This window comes from Streptomyces rimosus, from assembly GCF_008704655.1.
In the GTDB taxonomy this organism is placed as follows: Bacteria; Actinomycetota; Actinomycetes; order Streptomycetales; family Streptomycetaceae; genus Streptomyces; species Streptomyces rimosus.
Genome location: NZ_CP023688.1, coordinates 6,523,544 through 6,538,040, shown reverse-complemented (window position 1 = coordinate 6,538,040; position 14,497 = coordinate 6,523,544). Strand labels below are relative to the sequence as shown.

Genomic DNA, 14,497 nt, shown 5'->3' with positions numbered 1-14,497 from the left:
CAGGCTTATCCGTACATACCGCGCGCACGTTTCCACACGTTCCGTGCACGGGGGCCGTGCGGGCGCACCGCGCGTGGCGTTCTTCCGAAACGACACCGTCGATGTCATCATGACACCATGAGTGTCAGTGAAGGCGGCGCGGACTCCACCGAGCACCTCGCGTACGAGGTGATCCGCCGGTTGTGGCCCCTGCACCGGACGGTCGTACGCGCCGTGGAGCGGGAACTGGCCGGTACGGGCCTGACGGCCGGTCAGCACGCGCTGCTCGACGCCCTCCGCACGCACGGCCCGCGGACCGTCCCGGAACTGGCCCGCGCCCTGGAACTGGACCGGCAGCCGGTACAGCGCTGGGTGAACCACGCGGTGGAACTGGGCCTGGCGGAGACCGTCCCCAACCCCGCCCACCGGCGCTCCCCGCTGGTCCGGCTGACGCCCGAGGGCGCCGACGTCATGGGCTCCCTCCAGGAGTCGGAGGCGGCCGGGCTGCGCCGCGTACTGGCCGGGGTGCCGGCTGCCGATGTGGCCACCACCCTGCGCGTACTGGACCGCCTCGGCGAGGAGTTCCGGGCGCTGGGCCGCAACACCCCGGCGCCCCCGGACGCCCCCGGGAACCCCTCGGCCCCCTCGAAGCCCCATCCGACCCCAGCACCTCACACAGGACGGCACGGAGCATGACCACCCAAGGAATCGCAGGACACCAGGAATCCGGCGCCTGGCCCGGGACGGAGGTCGAGAACGGCACGATCCCGATCGAGAACGGCGAGCTGTTCTACGAGGCCGCCGGCACGGGGCCCGAGGGCCCCTCGGTGGTACTGCTGCACGGCGGGATGCTCGACCAGCGCATGTGGGACGAGCAGTTCGCCTGGCTCGCCCACTCCGGCCTGCGCACCGTCCGCTACGACGCGCGCGGCCACGGCCTGTCCTCCACCGTCGACGGCGACTACGCCAACCACGAGGACCTGCGCGAACTCCTCGATCACCTCGGTATAGCCGACGCCATCCTCGTCGGGCTCTCGCACGGCGCCCGGGTCGCCCTGGACATGGCCCTCGCCCACCCCGACCGGGTCTTCGCGCTGGCCCTGGCCTCGCCCGGGATCAGCGGCCGGGCCTTCACCGACCCGTTCGTCCTGGAGCACATCAAGGAACAGGTGGCCGCCGTCGAAGCCGCGGAGGAGGACAGCGCGGAGCGCTACATCGAGCACTTCCTGCGCATGTGGGTGGACGGCCCGCACCGCGAACCGTCGGCCGTGGACCCCGTCCTGCGCGAGCGGATGCGGGCCTCGGCGGACGCCAACGTGGTCGTGCACGCGGGCGGGATGGGCGCCGGGATGCCGATCGAGGTCGGGGCGTACGAGCGGCTGGCGGAGATCCGCGTACCGACCCTGGTCCTGGACGGCGACCTGGACTGCTCCGACATCTCCGCCAACGCCCACGCCATCACCCTCGCGGTGCCCGGCGCCCAGCGGGTACGGATCCCGGGCGCGGCCCACATGGTCAACCTGGAGAACACACCGCACTTCGACCACGCCCTGCACGCGTTCCTCTCCGGCCTGCCGTACTGAGCGCCGCTCGGCCCGCCCTGCCCGTCCGGCGCGCGGGGCGGGGTGCAACGATGAGCGGGTCATGATTGCGGGGCGTGTTCTCAGGGGCTTGCGGGCCGGGGTGTTCGCGGCGGTGTGTGTGCTGCTCGCCGCCCTCGGCCACGCCCTCATGTCCGACGCGCCCGTGCCCGTATGGGTGGTGCTCGGCGCGGTCGCGGTGACGGCCTGCGGAGCGTGGTGCCTCGCCGCGCGCGAGCGAGGGCCGCTGTTCGTGACCGCGTTGACGCTGACGGCACAGGCCGCCCTGCACACCGCGTTCTCGTTCGGACAGTCGGTGGCGGCCGGAATGTCCGCCACCGGAACGGAGGGTGCGCACGCGTCCCTGGCGCAGCGGTGGGCGGCCTCGCTGGTGTGCGGCATGGGCGGCCGCCCGATGCCGCAGCACGACGCCGAACGGATGCTGTACGACGTGGGGCTCGGGCGTCGGTACGGCGAGGCGATGCATGCCGGCCACGACGTACACGCCATGTCCGGCATGCATGACATGCACGGCATGGGCGCCATGGACGGCATGGGCGGCAGCATGACCGGGATGGTCGCGGCGCACGTGCTCGTCGCGCTGCTGAGCGCGTGGTGGCTGTGCGGCGGCGAGCGGGCGGCGTTCCGCGTCGTACGGGCCGTATCCGTACGGCTCTTCGTACCGCTGGCGCTCGTCCTGCGCGCGGTACTGCCCGAACCGCCGCGCCCGGCCCGCCCGGTGCGCCGCGAACCCCGGCGCCCGCTGCGGCGGCTGCTCCTCGTCCACATCATCTGGCTCCGCGGGCCACCACGGGAGACGGCTGTCCGCTGACAGCACGGTCACACCCGGGGCTCATGCCAAAGACATATGCGAGCCTGCCCAGCCGCCAGAACGGCGGGCGGTCCGCGCCTGGCCATGGCCCTGGTCCCTGTAATCGTCACCGGCCCGGTCCGGCGTGCGTCCAGTGCGCGGCGGGGCCGGTTCTCCCCAAGGAGCTTTGATGATGACTCCTGTCCCTGCGGGCGGCTGCCGCCGCTCAGGGCCGCTCGCCGTCACCGTCCGCGTCCCTCGCCGCCCGGATGAGGCGCTGCAACCGGGCGGCACCCTCCGACCAGCGGCGGCAGTCCGCACACCCCGCCAGGTGGGCGTCGAGCCGACCGTCCGTGACGCCGGGCGGCAGCTGTTCGCCGTCCAGGCGGGCGGAGAGGGCGGTTCGTACGCGCGAGCACTGCATGGCCCCATCCTCCCCGAAGTCCGCGGCGCCGGTTCCGCGGCGGGCGGCCGGGAGGTGCGCGGTGCGCGATGACGGCGCGGTGACGGCCTGGGCCCTGGCGGCCCGTACCGGGGACGAGGCCGCCGTCGAGCGGTTCGTCCGCGCGACGCAGCTGGACGTACGCCGCTACGTCACGCACCTCAGCGGCGACGCGCAGGCCGCGGACGACCTGGTGCAGGACACGTATCTGCGGGCCCTGCGCAGCCTGCCCCGGTTCGAGGGGCGGTCGTCGGCGCGTACCTGGCTGCTGACCATCGCCCGCCGTACGGTCGCCGACCGGCTGCGGTCGCTGGCCAGCAGACCGCGGCTCGCCGGGACCGACGACTGGCAGAGCGCGGCGGAGAAGGCGCAGCCGCGCGGCGTGCCCGGTTTCGACGAAGGCATCGCCCTGGCCGAACTCCTGTCGGCGCTGCCCGCGCCCCGCCGGGAGGCGTTCGTGCTGACCCAGTTGCTGGGACTGCCGTACGCGGAGGCGGCGGCCATCGCCGACTGCCCGGTGGGGACGGTGCGTTCCCGGGTGGCGCGGGCGCGCGAGACGCTGGTGGCGTTGCTGGAGGAGGAGGCGGACGGTACGGCCGACCCGCTTTCCGTGCCGGCCGACGCCCGTGCGCTGGCGGGCTCGGCCGCCTGAAACGGTCCGGTGCCCCGGGGTTCGGTGGAACTCCGGGGCACCGGGCGCGCTGTGTGCTGCCCGGCCGCGTTACGGCTCCAGGCGTCCCGGGCGTACGGCCACGGCCTCGGCCTCGACGGCCCCGCTGTCGCGGAAGTGCAGCGTGAAGACGACCCGGTCGCCCGGTGCGAGCCGCGGCGGCGGGCTGACCATGACGTCCAGGTCCGTGGGCGCCATACGCAGCGCACCGCGCGCCGGAACGCCGATGGCCCCGGCCATCTCCATACGGTGCGCCCCTGGAGCCACCTCGACATCACGGCCGACCATGGCCCGGTGTCCGGCCGGGCCGGTGACGCCGGTCAGTTCGTCGGCGGTGGTACCCGTGTTGCTGATGGTGAAGAAGGCGGCCGTGGCTTCCGTGTTGGAGGGGACGAGGATGCGGCCCTCGGTCACCCGCACCTCGGCCGGGGTGCCCGCGTTCCCGGCGAGGGTCCAGGCGGTGAGGCAGCCGAGCGTGAGCACGCCCGCGAGGAGAGGCGCAGCGGCGGAACGGAGGGCGGTGCGTGCGGCAGAGGTGATCATGCGCTCCTCCGAGAGCTTGTGGAGGGGAGGTTCATACGCTCTCCCGGGAGGTCTCGATGGAGAAGGCGCGGCGCCCGGCCGCCCCACGCCCGGCCGTCTTGCGTCCGTCCGCCGTGCGCCGGTCCGTTCCGCGCCCACCCGGCCGCCACGCCCGCAGCCGCAGGCTGTTGCCCACCACCAGCAGCGAACTCGCGGACATCGCGGCAGCCGCGATCATCGGGTCCAGCCGTCCGACGGCGGCGAGCGGCACGGTCACCAAGTTGTAGCCGAAGGCCCACACGAGGTTGGCGCGGATGGTGCCCAGCGTGCGCCGGGCCAGCCGTACGGCGTCCGGTACGGCCTGGAGGTCGTCGCGCAGCACGGTGACGTCGGCGGCGCCGATCGCGGCGTCCGTACCGCTGCCCATGGCGATGCCGAGGTCGGCGTGGGCGAGGGCGGCCGCGTCGTTGATCCCGTCGCCGACCACCGCGACCCGGCCGCCCTGCTCCTTCAACGTGGTGACCAGCGCGGCCTTCTCCTCCGGCAGCGCGCCCGCGTGGATCTCCGTGATGCCGAGGTGTCCGGCGACCGCGCGGGCCGTAGCCGCCCGGTCCCCGGTGGCCAGCACCGGCCGCAGGCCCAGGCGGCGCAGGTGGTCGACGGCCCGGTAGCAGTCGGGCCGCAGCGTGTCGCCGACGGCGACGACTGCCTGCGGGGTGCCGTCGGCCGTGACCAGTACGGCGGTGTGCCCCGCGTCCTCCGCCGTACGGACCGCGTCCGCCAGCGCGGCGGGCAGCTCCGTCAGGTCGCCCGGCCGCCCCACGGTCACCGTCCGCCCGTCCACCTCGCCGGTCACGCCGTACCCGGCGGTCGCGGCGAAACGACGGACCGCGGGCAGCGGCCGGTGGTCACCGAGGGCCGTGCGGCGCGTGTCGCCGTACGCGGTGATGGCACGCGCCAGGGGGTGTTCGGAGCCGTGCTCGACGGCGGCGGCGAGGCGGACGGCCTCGTCGGGTGTCAGGCTTACGGTTTCCTCGGCGGCCCGGACCGCGGCTTCGGCCTGGGCGGTGTCCAGGCGTACGGCCTCGGCCTCAGCGGTGCTCAGACGTACGGCCTCGTCGGCGGCGTCCACCGCGGAACCGGTGTCCGTACGCCCCGCCACGGCCCCCGCGTCCGTACGCCCCGTAACGCCCACCACGCTCATCCGCCCGGTGGTCAGCGTCCCCGTCTTGTCCAGCACCAGGGTGTCGATGCGCCGCAGCCGTTCCAGGGCCTGCGGACCGCTGACGAGGATGCCCAACTGCGCGCCCCGTCCGGTGGCGGCCAGCAGGGCCGTGGGCGTGGCGAGTCCGAGCGCGCAGGGGCAGGCGACGACCAGGACGGCCACCGCAGCGGTCACGGCCGCCTGCGGGTCCGCGCCCGCGCCCAGCCAGAAGCCGAGCACGGTCACGGACACCGCCAGCACGGCCGGCACGAAGACCCCGGCCACCGTGTCGGCCAGGCGCTGCACCCGGGTCTTGCCGGTCTGGGCCTCCTCCACGAGGCGGGTGATCCGGGCCAGCCGGGTGTCCGCGCCGACCGCGGCGGCGCGCACTTCGAGGAGCCCGCCCGCGTTCACCGCACCGCCGACGACCGCTGAGCCCGGCCCGACCTCCACCGGGCGGCTCTCGCCCGTGACCAGCGACAGGTCGAGGGCTGAACTGCCGTCCACCACCGTGCCGTCGGTGGCCACCCGCTCCCCGGGGCGGGCCAGGAAGCGGTCGCCGACCTGGAGGTCGGCCACCGGAATCCGGCGCTCCACGGTGGCGGCGGTACCGGCGGCCCCGCCCTCGGCCGGTACCCGTACGGACACGTCCTTGCCGACCAGTTCGGCCAGCGCCCGCAGCGCCGACCCCGTACCGCGGCGCGCCCCCGCCTCCAGCCGTCGCCCGGCCAGGACGAACAGCGGTACGCCGACGGCCGCCTCCAGATAGCTGTGCGCGGTGCCGCCGCTCAGGAAGAGCGCGTACGCGGACCAGGCGAACGAGGCGGCCACGCCGAGGGAGACCAGCGTGTCCATGGTCGCGGCGCCGTGCCGCAGGCCGCGTGCCGCGAGCAGGTGGAAGGGCAGCGCGCCCCACACGGCGACCGGCGCGGTCAGCGCGAAGCAGAGCCACTGCCAGTTGCGGAACTGCCAGGCCGGGACCATCGACAGGACGAGTACGGGGACGGACAGGAGCGCGGTGACGAGGAGGCGGGTGCGGTCCGCGTCAGTGGGCCGGTCTTCGGGCGCGGTGGTTCCCCCTACGGGTTCCCTGACCGGAGCCCCGGCGGGTTCCCGTACCGGCTCCGGAAGTTGCGCCGTGAAGCCCGCGGCCTCCACGGTCGCCACGAGGTCGCTCACGGCGAGCGTGGCCGGGTGCTGGACGCGGGCCTTGCCGGTGGCCAGGTTCACCGTGGCGGTCACCCCGTCGAGGCGGCCGAGCTTCTTCTCCACCCGGTTGACGCAGGCGGCGCAGGTCATGCCGCCCACCGTCAGTACGGTGACGTGCTCGCTCATCCCATCCCGCCCATGCCGCTCATACCGTCCATGCCGCCGCCGTCCGCCGGTTGTTGCGGAGCCCCGGGGGCCTGGCCCCCCGGCCGCATCCCCGGCGCCACGGGCCCGGCGGCCGCCCCCGCCCCGTACGCGCACACGAACAGGACGACGAGCAGCGCCACGAACCCGAGCACCGGTTTCGCGGGCAGTACGGATGACAAGCGCCGGACGAGAGACATGGCCGCTCCGATACACAGACGGGGAAGGGGAGGGAGGGCGGAGGAGAGAGAACGGGTTACCGCGGCGAGCGCAGCGCAGCGCGCAGCGCGAACGGCAGCCGCACGGAACGCGCTGCTCGGCGCTGCCATCGTGGCACGCCCAACCGCCCCCGCCCCCACTCCGATCGCCTACCGGCCCACGTGAGGTTTGTCCTTCCCGCCCGCCGGAACCAGCCCGGCCGCCGCTCCGACTACCTGGGTTTCCGCCGCCGTTCCGGTCGCCCGCGCGGCCCCGTTCCGCCATCCGGCGGGAACTCGGCGCCCGCTCCGCCCGACCACTGAGTGAAGCGTGCGCCCGACCGGCACCGGGCGTGTACGCGGACACCTACCGACTGCCGAGGAGCACCGTCCATGCGCCCACCCCGCCTACCCGAACCGCTCCCCCTCTACGGGGAGGACTACAAGCGCGACCCGTACCCCCTGTACGCCGAGCTGCGCGAGCGCGGCCCCGTCCACCGGGTCAGGTTCCCGAGCGGCGTGCACGCCTGGCTCGTCACCGGATACGAGGCCGCTCACCGGGCGCTGAACGATCCCCGGCTGGGCAAGCACCACTCCCGCGGCAACGCCGCCTGGCGCGCCCGTGCCTCGATCATGCCCGAGCCGCAGCATTCGCGGCTCCAGGTCCACCTGCTGCACCAGGACCCGCCCCGGCACACCGCCATGCGGCGCCTGATCACCGACGCCTTCGCACCCAGGCGGATCGCCGGACTCCGGCCGCGGTTCGAGCGCTTGGCGGAGGCGCTGTTGGATGAACTGCCGCCCGCAGGGCCGAGCGGCGAAGGCGGTCCGGAGCGGGGCGCCCGCGCCGACCTGGTCGCCTCGTTCGCGGCGCGCTTCCCCTTCCTCGTGCTCGCCGAGGTCATCGGCCTGCCGGACGCGTTCACCGCGCGCTTCGACCGCGACTGGGGCAAGGTCGTCCAGCCCGTCGGCCCGGACGATCCCGGCCGTCCGGCGTACGAGGCCCGGCTGCGCGGCTTGCAGGGCTATATCGCCGACCTCGTACAACACAAGCGGCGGGAACGCGGCACCGACCTGCTCTCCCGTCTGGTCACCGCCCGCGACGCCGGGGAACTGGACGATGCCGAGCTGGACTCCATGATCTTCCAACTCCTCGTCGCCGGACAGGAACCCGTCACCAACCAGATCACCACAGCGCTGACCGCCCTGCTCCGGCACCCGGAACACCTCGCGCGGCTGCGCGACGACCCCGCGCTCCTCCCCCGCGCGGTGGAGGAACTGCTCCGCTACGACAGTGCTTTCGAGCTGACGACCTGGCGGTTCCTCGCGGCGGACGCGGACGTGTCGGGCACGCGGATTCCGGCCGGCGACTCCGTGATCGTCTCGCTGTGCGCGGCCAACCGCGACCCCGCCCGCTTCCCCGCCCCCGACACGCTCGACTTCGACCGTACGCCCAACCCGCATCTCGCCTTCGGCCACGGCATCCACTTCTGCCCGGGCGCCACGCTCGCCCGTACCGAACTGCACATCGCTCTGGAAACGCTGCTCCGCCGCCTGCCGGGCCTGCGCCTGGCCGTGCCGGATGCCGACTTGAGGTGGATACCGGCGGTGCTGGCGCGCGGGGTGGATGAGCTTCCGGTCTCGTACGGGGCGGTTGGCGGGGCTGCGGGCAGCGATGGCGGGGTGGGTACAGAACCGGCCGGATCGGGTACAGAACCGGCCGGTACTCCTGCGGGCAGAGGCGGCGGGTCGGGTACAGAACCCGCCGGACCGCCTCCGTACGCCTGCCCCTTCAGCGGCTCTGCCGGAGAGGCCGCCACCCGATGAGACACCCGGCACCCAGCGCACCGGCCACCATGGCCGCCGACATCCTCGCCGCCCTCCTCCCCCACCACCGCACCCTGGAGGCGACGGCCCCGGCACACGAGGCGGCGCCCACCGACTTCCCGTACCAGCTCCGGCAATTGGAGCACCTGATAGCGGCGCGCCGCCCGATCGTCCTCACCCTCCCCGGCTTCCCCTGCAAGTCCCCCAACCCCGCCAAGGTCATCGGCCACCTCCCCGACGAGGGCGAACGCCTCGCGCTGCGCTTCCTCGACGGGCTCTGCGCCCGGATCGGCGAGCGGTACGCGCCGGGCGCGCGGCTCGTCATCTGCTCCGACGGGCACATCTTCAGCGACCTGATCGGCGTCCCGGACCCGCACGTCGACGCGTACAACGACGCGCTGCGCGCCATGATCCGTACGGCCGGACTGTCCCACCTGAGCACCTTCGACCTCCGCGACGTCTACGGGGACCTGCCCTGCGACGCCAAACGCGAGCAGGTACTCCGCCGGTACGCCCCGTCCCTGGACGCCCTGCGCGCCGAGACCAGGGACACGGCGGCCCACGACGGCGAAACGCTGCGCCTGTACAGGGGCATCACCCGCTTCCTGTTCGAGGACACCACCGGCTTCGAGGGCACCCGTTCCGCGCTGCAACGCGCCTGCCGCAGCCGCGCCTACGGAGTCATCCGGCGCAGCCGCGCCTGGGGCGCGCTGATCGCCGAGCACCACCCCGACGCCGTACGGCTGTCCATCCACCCGCAGCCGCGCGGCGCGGCCAAGTTCGGCATCCGGCTGCTCGACGCGCCCGACGCCTGGATGACGCCGTGGCACGCGTGCGTACTGCGGCAGGCCGACGGCGGCGTACGGCTGCTGCGCGCGGCGGACGCGGCGCGGCTGGGGCGCCTCGTCCACCGGGACGGCCGCCCGAGCCACTACGTGGAGGGAGCTGGGCGGCCGGCGCCGGTCCGGATGACGGCTCAGGTGCCGCCATCCGCGACCCGCCGCTGATCGACGGCGATCAGCGGGTCCCCCGTCAGCGGATGGTCGACCACCGTCGCCCGTACCCCGAACACCTCGGCCAGCAGCTCCGGCGTGAGCACCTCGCGCGGCGCGCCGGACGCCACCACCGCCCCCTCGGACAGCACATGCAGCCGGTCGCAGACCGAAGCCGCCGCGTTCAGGTCGTGCAGCGAGACGAGCGTCGTGCAGGCCCGGCCGCGCAGCAGGGCCAGCAGCTCGACCTGGTGCCGTACGTCCAGGTGGTTCGTCGGCTCGTCCAAGACGAGCACGTCCGGGGCCTGGGCGAACGCGCGGGCCAGCAGCGCCCGCTGCCGCTCCCCGCCGGACAGCGCCGAGAACCGCCGCCCGCCGTACCCGGCCAGTCCCACCTCGGCCAGGGCGCGGGCCACCGTCTCCCGGTCGGCGCGGTCGTCACCCGCGAACGCCCGCTTGTACGGGGTGCGGCCCATCGCCACCACCTCGTGGACGGTGAGTTCGAAGTCGCCGCCGCGTTCCTGGGGCAGGGCGGCGATGTGCCGGGCGGTACGCGTCGGCGGCATGGACCGGATGTCCTCCCCGGCCAGCAGCACCCGGCCCGCATCCGGCCGCAGGTGCCGGTAGACGGTACGCAGCACCGTGGACTTGCCGCTCCCGTTCGGCCCGATCACCCCCGCGATCTCCCCCGGCGCGGCCATCAAGTGCACACCGGCCACCACGCACCGGCCGGCGTAGGACACGTGCAGGTCCTCGATGTCGATACGCAGGCCGGGGGTGGGGCTTTGGTCTTCTACACGGGCATCCGTGAGTGCATCCGCATCGATGTCCGCTGCCGTCACCGGTTTCCGGCTCATGCCCCCACTCCCAACCGCCGGTCCAGCACGTAGAGCAGCACCGGCGCACCGATCAGCGCCGTCACCACGCCCACCGGCAACTCCTGGCCGTCCATGGCGGTACGGCACACGATGTCGACCACCACCAGCAGCAGCGCCCCGGTGAGCGCGGCCAGCGGCAGCAGCCGTCGGTGGTCGCCCCCGACGATCAGCCGGCACAGGTGCGGCACCATCAGGCCCACGAAGGCGATGGCCCCGGACACCGCGACCAGTACGCCGGTCAGCAGGCTGGTCACCACGAACAGCAGCCGGCGCAGCCGGACGACGTCCACGCCCACGCTCGCCGCCGTCTCGTCCCCCATGGTCAGCGCGTTGAGCGCGCGGGCACGTGCCTGGAGGACCAGCAGCCCGGCGGGCACGGCGAGCACCGGCAGGGCGAGCGTGCCCCACGTGGCACCGCCGAGGCTGCCCATCAGCCAGAACAGCACGCCGCGCGTCTGCTGTTCGTCCCCGGCCTGGAGGACCAGATAGCTGGTGAACCCGGCCAGGAACTGCCCGATACCAACGCCCGCGAGCACCAGCCGCAGCGGCGCGAAGCCGCCGCCGCGCCGCGCCAGCGTCCAGACCAGCGCGAACGCGGTGAGCGCCCCGGCGAAGGCGGCCAGGGACAGCCCCAAGCCCCCGCCCAGCCCGAACGCTCCTCCCGCTCCTCCTGCCCCTCCTGTTCCGAACAGCCCGTCCATCCCGGCCATGGCCCCCGCGCCCAGCACCATCGCGGCCACCGCGCCGAGCGAGGCACCGTTGGAGATGCCCAGCAGGTACGGGTCGGCGAGCGGGTTGCGCACCAACGCCTGGGTGGCCGTACCGACGAGCCCGAGCCCCGCGCCGACCAGCGCGGCGAGCAGCGCCCTGGGGACCCGCAGCTGCCAGACGATCAGATCGTCCGTACCGGGCCGCGGCGGCTCCCCGCCCAGCCGCCGGAACACCACCGACCACACCTCGCCCGGCGCGATGTCGGTGGCACCGAGCGAAACGGCGGCGGTCAGCGCGACGAGCAGGGCGAGGAGGAGCCCGACGGCGATCCAGAGCGTGTGGGCGGGGCTTGGGGGCGTACGAGTGGGGTCCGGGGCCTCATCGGTGGGGCCCGAGGCCGTACCGGCGGGGCTCGCGTCCGTACGAGCGGGCCTCGCGCCCGTACCGGCAGGCCCCGCGTCCGTACGGGCCCGCCCCGCAACCAACCGCCCCATCAGCGGCCCGCCCCGCCGGCAGCCACGCCATCCGTGCCCTCTCCGCCGCCCAGCCGGTCCGGATACAGCGTCGCCGCGATCCGCCGTACCGTATCGGCGTTGCCGACCCCCGCGATGGTCGTCCGCTCCGAGCCGATGCGCAGGAATTTCCCTTCCTTCACCGCGCGCAGCCCCGCCGTGGCCGGGAACGTCCGGAGGAATTGCTCGGCCTCACCGAACGCCTTCTCATTGGCCGCGGCGCTGCCCCGGTTCCGTACACCGAGCTGGATCCAGTCCGGGTCCTTGCCGACCACGTCCTCCCACGAGACCCGCTGGAAATCACCCGCGCAGTCCGCGAAGACGTTCCGCGCCCCGGCCTCGGTCAGCACCGCGTTCGCCACCTGCCGGTTGCAGACGGCCACGGGCTGCTTCGTTCCCGCGTCGAAATCGAAGAAGAAATACGACGGCCGTTTCTCCGCCGGTACGTCCGCGATGGCCTTCCGTACCCCGGAAACCTTCTTCTCCATCTCCGCCACCAGCTGCAACGCCCTCGGCGATGTGCCCGTGACCTGCCCGAGGCGCCGGATGTCCCCCTCGACCGCGGACAGATCCCGCTGCGGCACCTTCTTGCGCGGCGCGCATGCGGTCGAGGCCAGATAGACGTGCTTGATGCCCGCCGCGGCGAATTCCGTCTCGGTGGGGCCGGTCGCCGCCCCGCCCATGTTGCCCATCGAAGCGAACGTGTCGATGTAGAGATCGGCCCCGGAGCCGAGCAGTTTCTCCTTCGGGATCACCGTTTTGCCCAGGACCGGCACCCGCTGCGCCCGAGCATCGAGTTCACCCGGCAACGTGCCCTTGCCCGGCGGGAATCCGGTGCCGACAATCCGGTCCTCGACACCCAGCCGAAGCAGCATCTCCAGACTCGCCGCATTGCTCGTGACGATTTTCCGCGGCGCCGTGGAAAAGGTCGTCTTCCGCCCGTCGCAATCGGTGACGGTGACCGGAAAGCCACCCGCCGCGTCGTCCCGGCTGCCCGCCCTCCCGGACTCCCGCCCGTCGGCACTGCCGCACCCCGCGGCCAGCGCGGCCACCGCCAGCACCGTCACCGCCGCCGTCACCGTCCGGCCCTTCGCCCCCAACCCCGGTCCCGGCCCCACCACGTGCCCATTCATGCGAGGACGCATATGCCCGCTCTCCCTGCCTCTCGACTGTCCGACGGCCCGCCGGCGCGGGCCCGGATCAGGTAGTCGAGCAACCGGCGCCCCGGGTTCCCGAGGCAGTGGCCCGGTGGCCGGGGCGCTGACCGGCGGCAGCGACGGCGTTAGAGTGTCCGGGCCGTGGTGTTCGGGAAGACCGGTGACGACCGTAAGGTCCAGGCCGGAGCGGCCCTCGCCACTGTGATCGGGAAGTTCCCGCCCCTGTCCGTACGCGCCCTTCGCCGTACGGAGCCACTGGCCGCAGCCCGCGGCCGGGAAGGTTGGGGCGGGCGCGCACACCCGTCAGCCAGGAGACCGGCCACGGCATCTCACGAACTGATCCACGAGGTGCTGGAGCGTGACCACCGGATGCCCCTGTCCACAGATCCCCCCTACCCTTCTTCCCCTTCCCCCACTTCGGCCGCGTCGTCCTCAGCCGCTCCCGCCTCCCCCCTGCCCGACTTCCGCTGGCGGCGGCAGGACACCGTGCGGACCGCGGGGCTGATGGCGGTCATCGCCGGGCTGCACATCGTGGCCTTCGGCGTGCTCTTCCTGCTGGTCGTGCCGCACCACTACGCGGTGGGCTCGCAGGTCTTCGGCGTCGGCCTCGGCCTGACCGCGTACACCCTCGGCATGCGGCACGCCTTCGACGCGGACCACATCGCCGCCATCGACAACACCACCCGCAAACTGATGGCCGACGGCAAGCGGCCGGTCTCCGTGGGCTTCTGGTTCGCGCTCGGGCACTCCAGCGTGGTCGTCGCCATGGCGGCGCTGGTCGCCGGCGGCGCGCAGCTCGCGGGCACCCTGCTGGACGACGATTCGCGCGCCCACCAGGTGCTCGGCACCGTGGGCACCACGGTCTCCGGCGGCTTCCTGTACCTCATCGCCGCGCTCAACCTGGTCGCGCTGGCGGGCATCTGGCGGGTGTTCCGCGCCATGCGAGAGGGCCGGTACGACGAGACGGAGCTGGAGCAGCACCTCGACTCGCGCGGCTTCATGAACCGCGTACTGGGCCGCTTCACCCGCTCCATCACCCGGCCCGGCCAGATGTACCCGCTCGGTCTGCTCTTCGGCCTCGGCTTCGACACCGCGACCGAGGTGACGCTGATGGTGATGGCGGGCAGCGGCGCGGCGGCCGGTCTGCCCTGGTACGCGATCCTGGTGCTGCCGCTGCTGTTCGCGGCCGGAATGAGCCTGTTCGACACCCTGGACGGCACGTTCATGAACTTCGCGTACCAGTGGGCGTTCTCGAACCCGGTACGCAAGGTCTACTACAACCTCACGATCACCGGCCTGTCGATCGCCGTCGCGTTCTTCATCGGCACCATCGAGCTGGTCACCGTCCTGCACGACAAGCTGGACCTGAAGGACGGCGTCACCGACTGGATCTCGTCCATCGACCTGGACAACGTCGGCTTCATCATCGTCGGCCTGTTCGTGGTCGTCTGGGCGGCGGCCCTGGCGTACTGGCGCTTGGCCGGGGTGGAGAAGCGCTGGTCGGCGCGGGCTTCGGGAGCGGAGGCCGGGGCCGGGGCCGGGGAGGGTGGCTGACGAAGGCCGGGGGGGGACGGCTGACGGGGCCTGTGCCGGGGCGGGGGTGAGCCGAAGCGCTACGGAGCCGGCGAGGCGGTACGCGGTACGCCCCACCCCCTGCCCCTC

The 14,497-nt window shown here is 73.6% G+C and carries 14 protein-coding genes and 1 riboswitch; of the genes, 7 read left to right on the top strand and 7 right to left on the bottom strand.

All coding sequences use genetic code 11. The annotated features are described in order from the left end of the window. Positions 1 to 117: 117 nt before the first annotated feature. From CP984_RS28320 to CP984_RS28310, 3 genes are all read left to right on the top strand, one after another. Positions 118 to 675, top strand: coding sequence for a MarR family winged helix-turn-helix transcriptional regulator (locus tag CP984_RS28320; RefSeq protein WP_003979684.1), 558 nt, complete (start codon positions 118 to 120; stop codon positions 673 to 675). Further along, positions 672 to 1,562, top strand: a complete 891-nt coding sequence (locus CP984_RS28315) for an alpha/beta fold hydrolase (protein ID WP_003979685.1) — start codon at positions 672 to 674, stop codon at positions 1,560 to 1,562. Before CP984_RS28320 ends, CP984_RS28315 begins: the two co-directional genes overlap by 4 nt. 61 nt (positions 1,563 to 1,623) lie before the next feature. Continuing rightward, positions 1,624 to 2,391: a hypothetical protein gene (locus CP984_RS28310; RefSeq protein WP_030180895.1), complete on the top strand. Its 768-nt coding sequence runs from the start codon at positions 1,624 to 1,626 to the stop codon at positions 2,389 to 2,391. A 205-nt stretch (positions 2,392 to 2,596) separates the two neighbouring features. On the opposite strand, the gene CP984_RS28305 is transcribed toward CP984_RS28310, so the two are convergent. Continuing rightward, positions 2,597 to 2,794, bottom strand: coding sequence for a zf-HC2 domain-containing protein (locus tag CP984_RS28305; RefSeq protein ID WP_003979688.1), 198 nt, complete (start codon positions 2,792 to 2,794; stop codon positions 2,597 to 2,599). Between the two features lie 61 nt (positions 2,795 to 2,855). Between CP984_RS28305 and CP984_RS28300 the strand changes: the two genes are divergently transcribed. Further along, on the top strand, positions 2,856 to 3,464 hold the full coding sequence (locus CP984_RS28300; RefSeq protein WP_003979689.1) for a sigma-70 family RNA polymerase sigma factor: 609 nt from the start codon (positions 2,856 to 2,858) through the stop codon (positions 3,462 to 3,464). A 69-nt stretch (positions 3,465 to 3,533) separates the two neighbouring features. On the opposite strand, the gene CP984_RS28295 is transcribed toward CP984_RS28300, so the two are convergent. From CP984_RS28295 to CP984_RS28285, 3 genes are read right to left on the bottom strand one after another with little or no spacing between them, the layout of a single operon-like run. Then, the gene (locus CP984_RS28295; RefSeq protein ID WP_003979690.1) at positions 3,534 to 4,025 is read right to left on the bottom strand and encodes a copper chaperone PCu(A)C; all 492 of its coding nucleotides are present in this window, start codon (positions 4,023 to 4,025) and stop codon (positions 3,534 to 3,536) included. A gap of 31 nt (positions 4,026 to 4,056) precedes the next feature. Next, entirely contained in the window at positions 4,057 to 6,543 is a 2,487-nt protein-coding gene (locus CP984_RS28290) for a heavy metal translocating P-type ATPase (RefSeq protein ID WP_003979691.1), read from the bottom strand. After that, positions 6,540 to 6,761 (bottom strand): hypothetical protein, encoded by a 222-nt coding sequence (locus CP984_RS28285; protein WP_003979692.1) that lies wholly within the window; start codon positions 6,759 to 6,761, stop codon positions 6,540 to 6,542. The genes CP984_RS28290 and CP984_RS28285 overlap by 4 nt, the downstream gene beginning before the upstream one ends. Before the next feature lie 390 nt (positions 6,762 to 7,151). Between CP984_RS28285 and CP984_RS28280 the strand changes: the two genes are divergently transcribed. Both CP984_RS28280 and CP984_RS28275 read left to right on the top strand, forming a co-directional pair. Beyond that, positions 7,152 to 8,585: a cytochrome P450 family protein gene (locus CP984_RS28280; RefSeq protein WP_003979693.1), complete on the top strand. Its 1,434-nt coding sequence runs from the start codon at positions 7,152 to 7,154 to the stop codon at positions 8,583 to 8,585. Further along, a complete protein-coding gene (locus CP984_RS28275) occupies positions 8,582 to 9,592 on the top strand; it encodes an L-tyrosine/L-tryptophan isonitrile synthase family protein (protein ID WP_003979694.1) in 1,011 nt (336 codons plus the stop codon). Before CP984_RS28280 ends, CP984_RS28275 begins: the two co-directional genes overlap by 4 nt. On the opposite strand, the gene CP984_RS28270 is transcribed toward CP984_RS28275, so the two are convergent. The 3 genes from CP984_RS28270 to CP984_RS28260 form a co-directional block, all read right to left on the bottom strand. Next, positions 9,562 to 10,347, bottom strand: a complete 786-nt coding sequence (locus tag CP984_RS28270) for an ABC transporter ATP-binding protein (RefSeq protein WP_030180889.1) — start codon at positions 10,345 to 10,347, stop codon at positions 9,562 to 9,564. The genes CP984_RS28275 and CP984_RS28270 overlap by 31 nt on opposite strands. Before the next feature lie 83 nt (positions 10,348 to 10,430). Then, a complete protein-coding gene (locus tag CP984_RS28265; RefSeq protein ID WP_003979696.1) occupies positions 10,431 to 11,660 on the bottom strand; it encodes a FecCD family ABC transporter permease in 1,230 nt (409 codons plus the stop codon). Further along, entirely contained in the window at positions 11,660 to 12,757 is a 1,098-nt protein-coding gene (locus CP984_RS28260; RefSeq protein ID WP_003979697.1) for an ABC transporter substrate-binding protein, read from the bottom strand. The genes CP984_RS28265 and CP984_RS28260 overlap by 1 nt, the downstream gene beginning before the upstream one ends. 203 nt (positions 12,758 to 12,960) lie before the next feature. After that, a riboswitch (cobalamin riboswitch) is annotated at positions 12,961 to 13,173 on the top strand. Here CP984_RS28260 and nicT point away from each other — a divergent pair. Next, a complete protein-coding gene (gene nicT / locus CP984_RS28255) occupies positions 13,172 to 14,389 on the top strand; it encodes a Nickel transporter NicT (protein WP_043977738.1) in 1,218 nt (405 codons plus the stop codon). Its footprint overlaps the riboswitch before it by 2 nt. Positions 14,390 to 14,497 lie beyond the last annotated feature (108 nt).

Bases quoted from the DNA above. Each gene is read 5' to 3' on its own strand.
- CP984_RS28320 (WP_003979684.1), top strand. From the start codon at position 118: ATGAGTGTCAGTGAAGGCGGCGCGGACTCCACCGAGCACCTCGCGTAC.
- CP984_RS28315 (WP_003979685.1), top strand. From the start codon at position 672: ATGACCACCCAAGGAATCGCAGGACACCAGGAATCCGGCGCCTGGCCC.
- CP984_RS28310 (WP_030180895.1), top strand. From the start codon at position 1,624: ATGATTGCGGGGCGTGTTCTCAGGGGCTTGCGGGCCGGGGTGTTCGCG.
- CP984_RS28305 (WP_003979688.1), bottom strand. From the start codon at position 2,794: ATGCAGTGCTCGCGCGTACGAACCGCCCTCTCCGCCCGCCTGGACGGC.
- CP984_RS28295 (WP_003979690.1), bottom strand. From the start codon at position 4,025: ATGATCACCTCTGCCGCACGCACCGCCCTCCGTTCCGCCGCTGCGCCT.
- CP984_RS28290 (WP_003979691.1), bottom strand. From the start codon at position 6,543: ATGAGCGAGCACGTCACCGTACTGACGGTGGGCGGCATGACCTGCGCC.
- CP984_RS28285 (WP_003979692.1), bottom strand. From the start codon at position 6,761: ATGTCTCTCGTCCGGCGCTTGTCATCCGTACTGCCCGCGAAACCGGTG.
- CP984_RS28280 (WP_003979693.1), top strand. From the start codon at position 7,152: ATGCGCCCACCCCGCCTACCCGAACCGCTCCCCCTCTACGGGGAGGAC.
- CP984_RS28275 (WP_003979694.1), top strand. From the start codon at position 8,582: ATGAGACACCCGGCACCCAGCGCACCGGCCACCATGGCCGCCGACATC.
- CP984_RS28265 (WP_003979696.1), bottom strand. From the start codon at position 11,660: ATGGGGCGGTTGGTTGCGGGGCGGGCCCGTACGGACGCGGGGCCTGCC.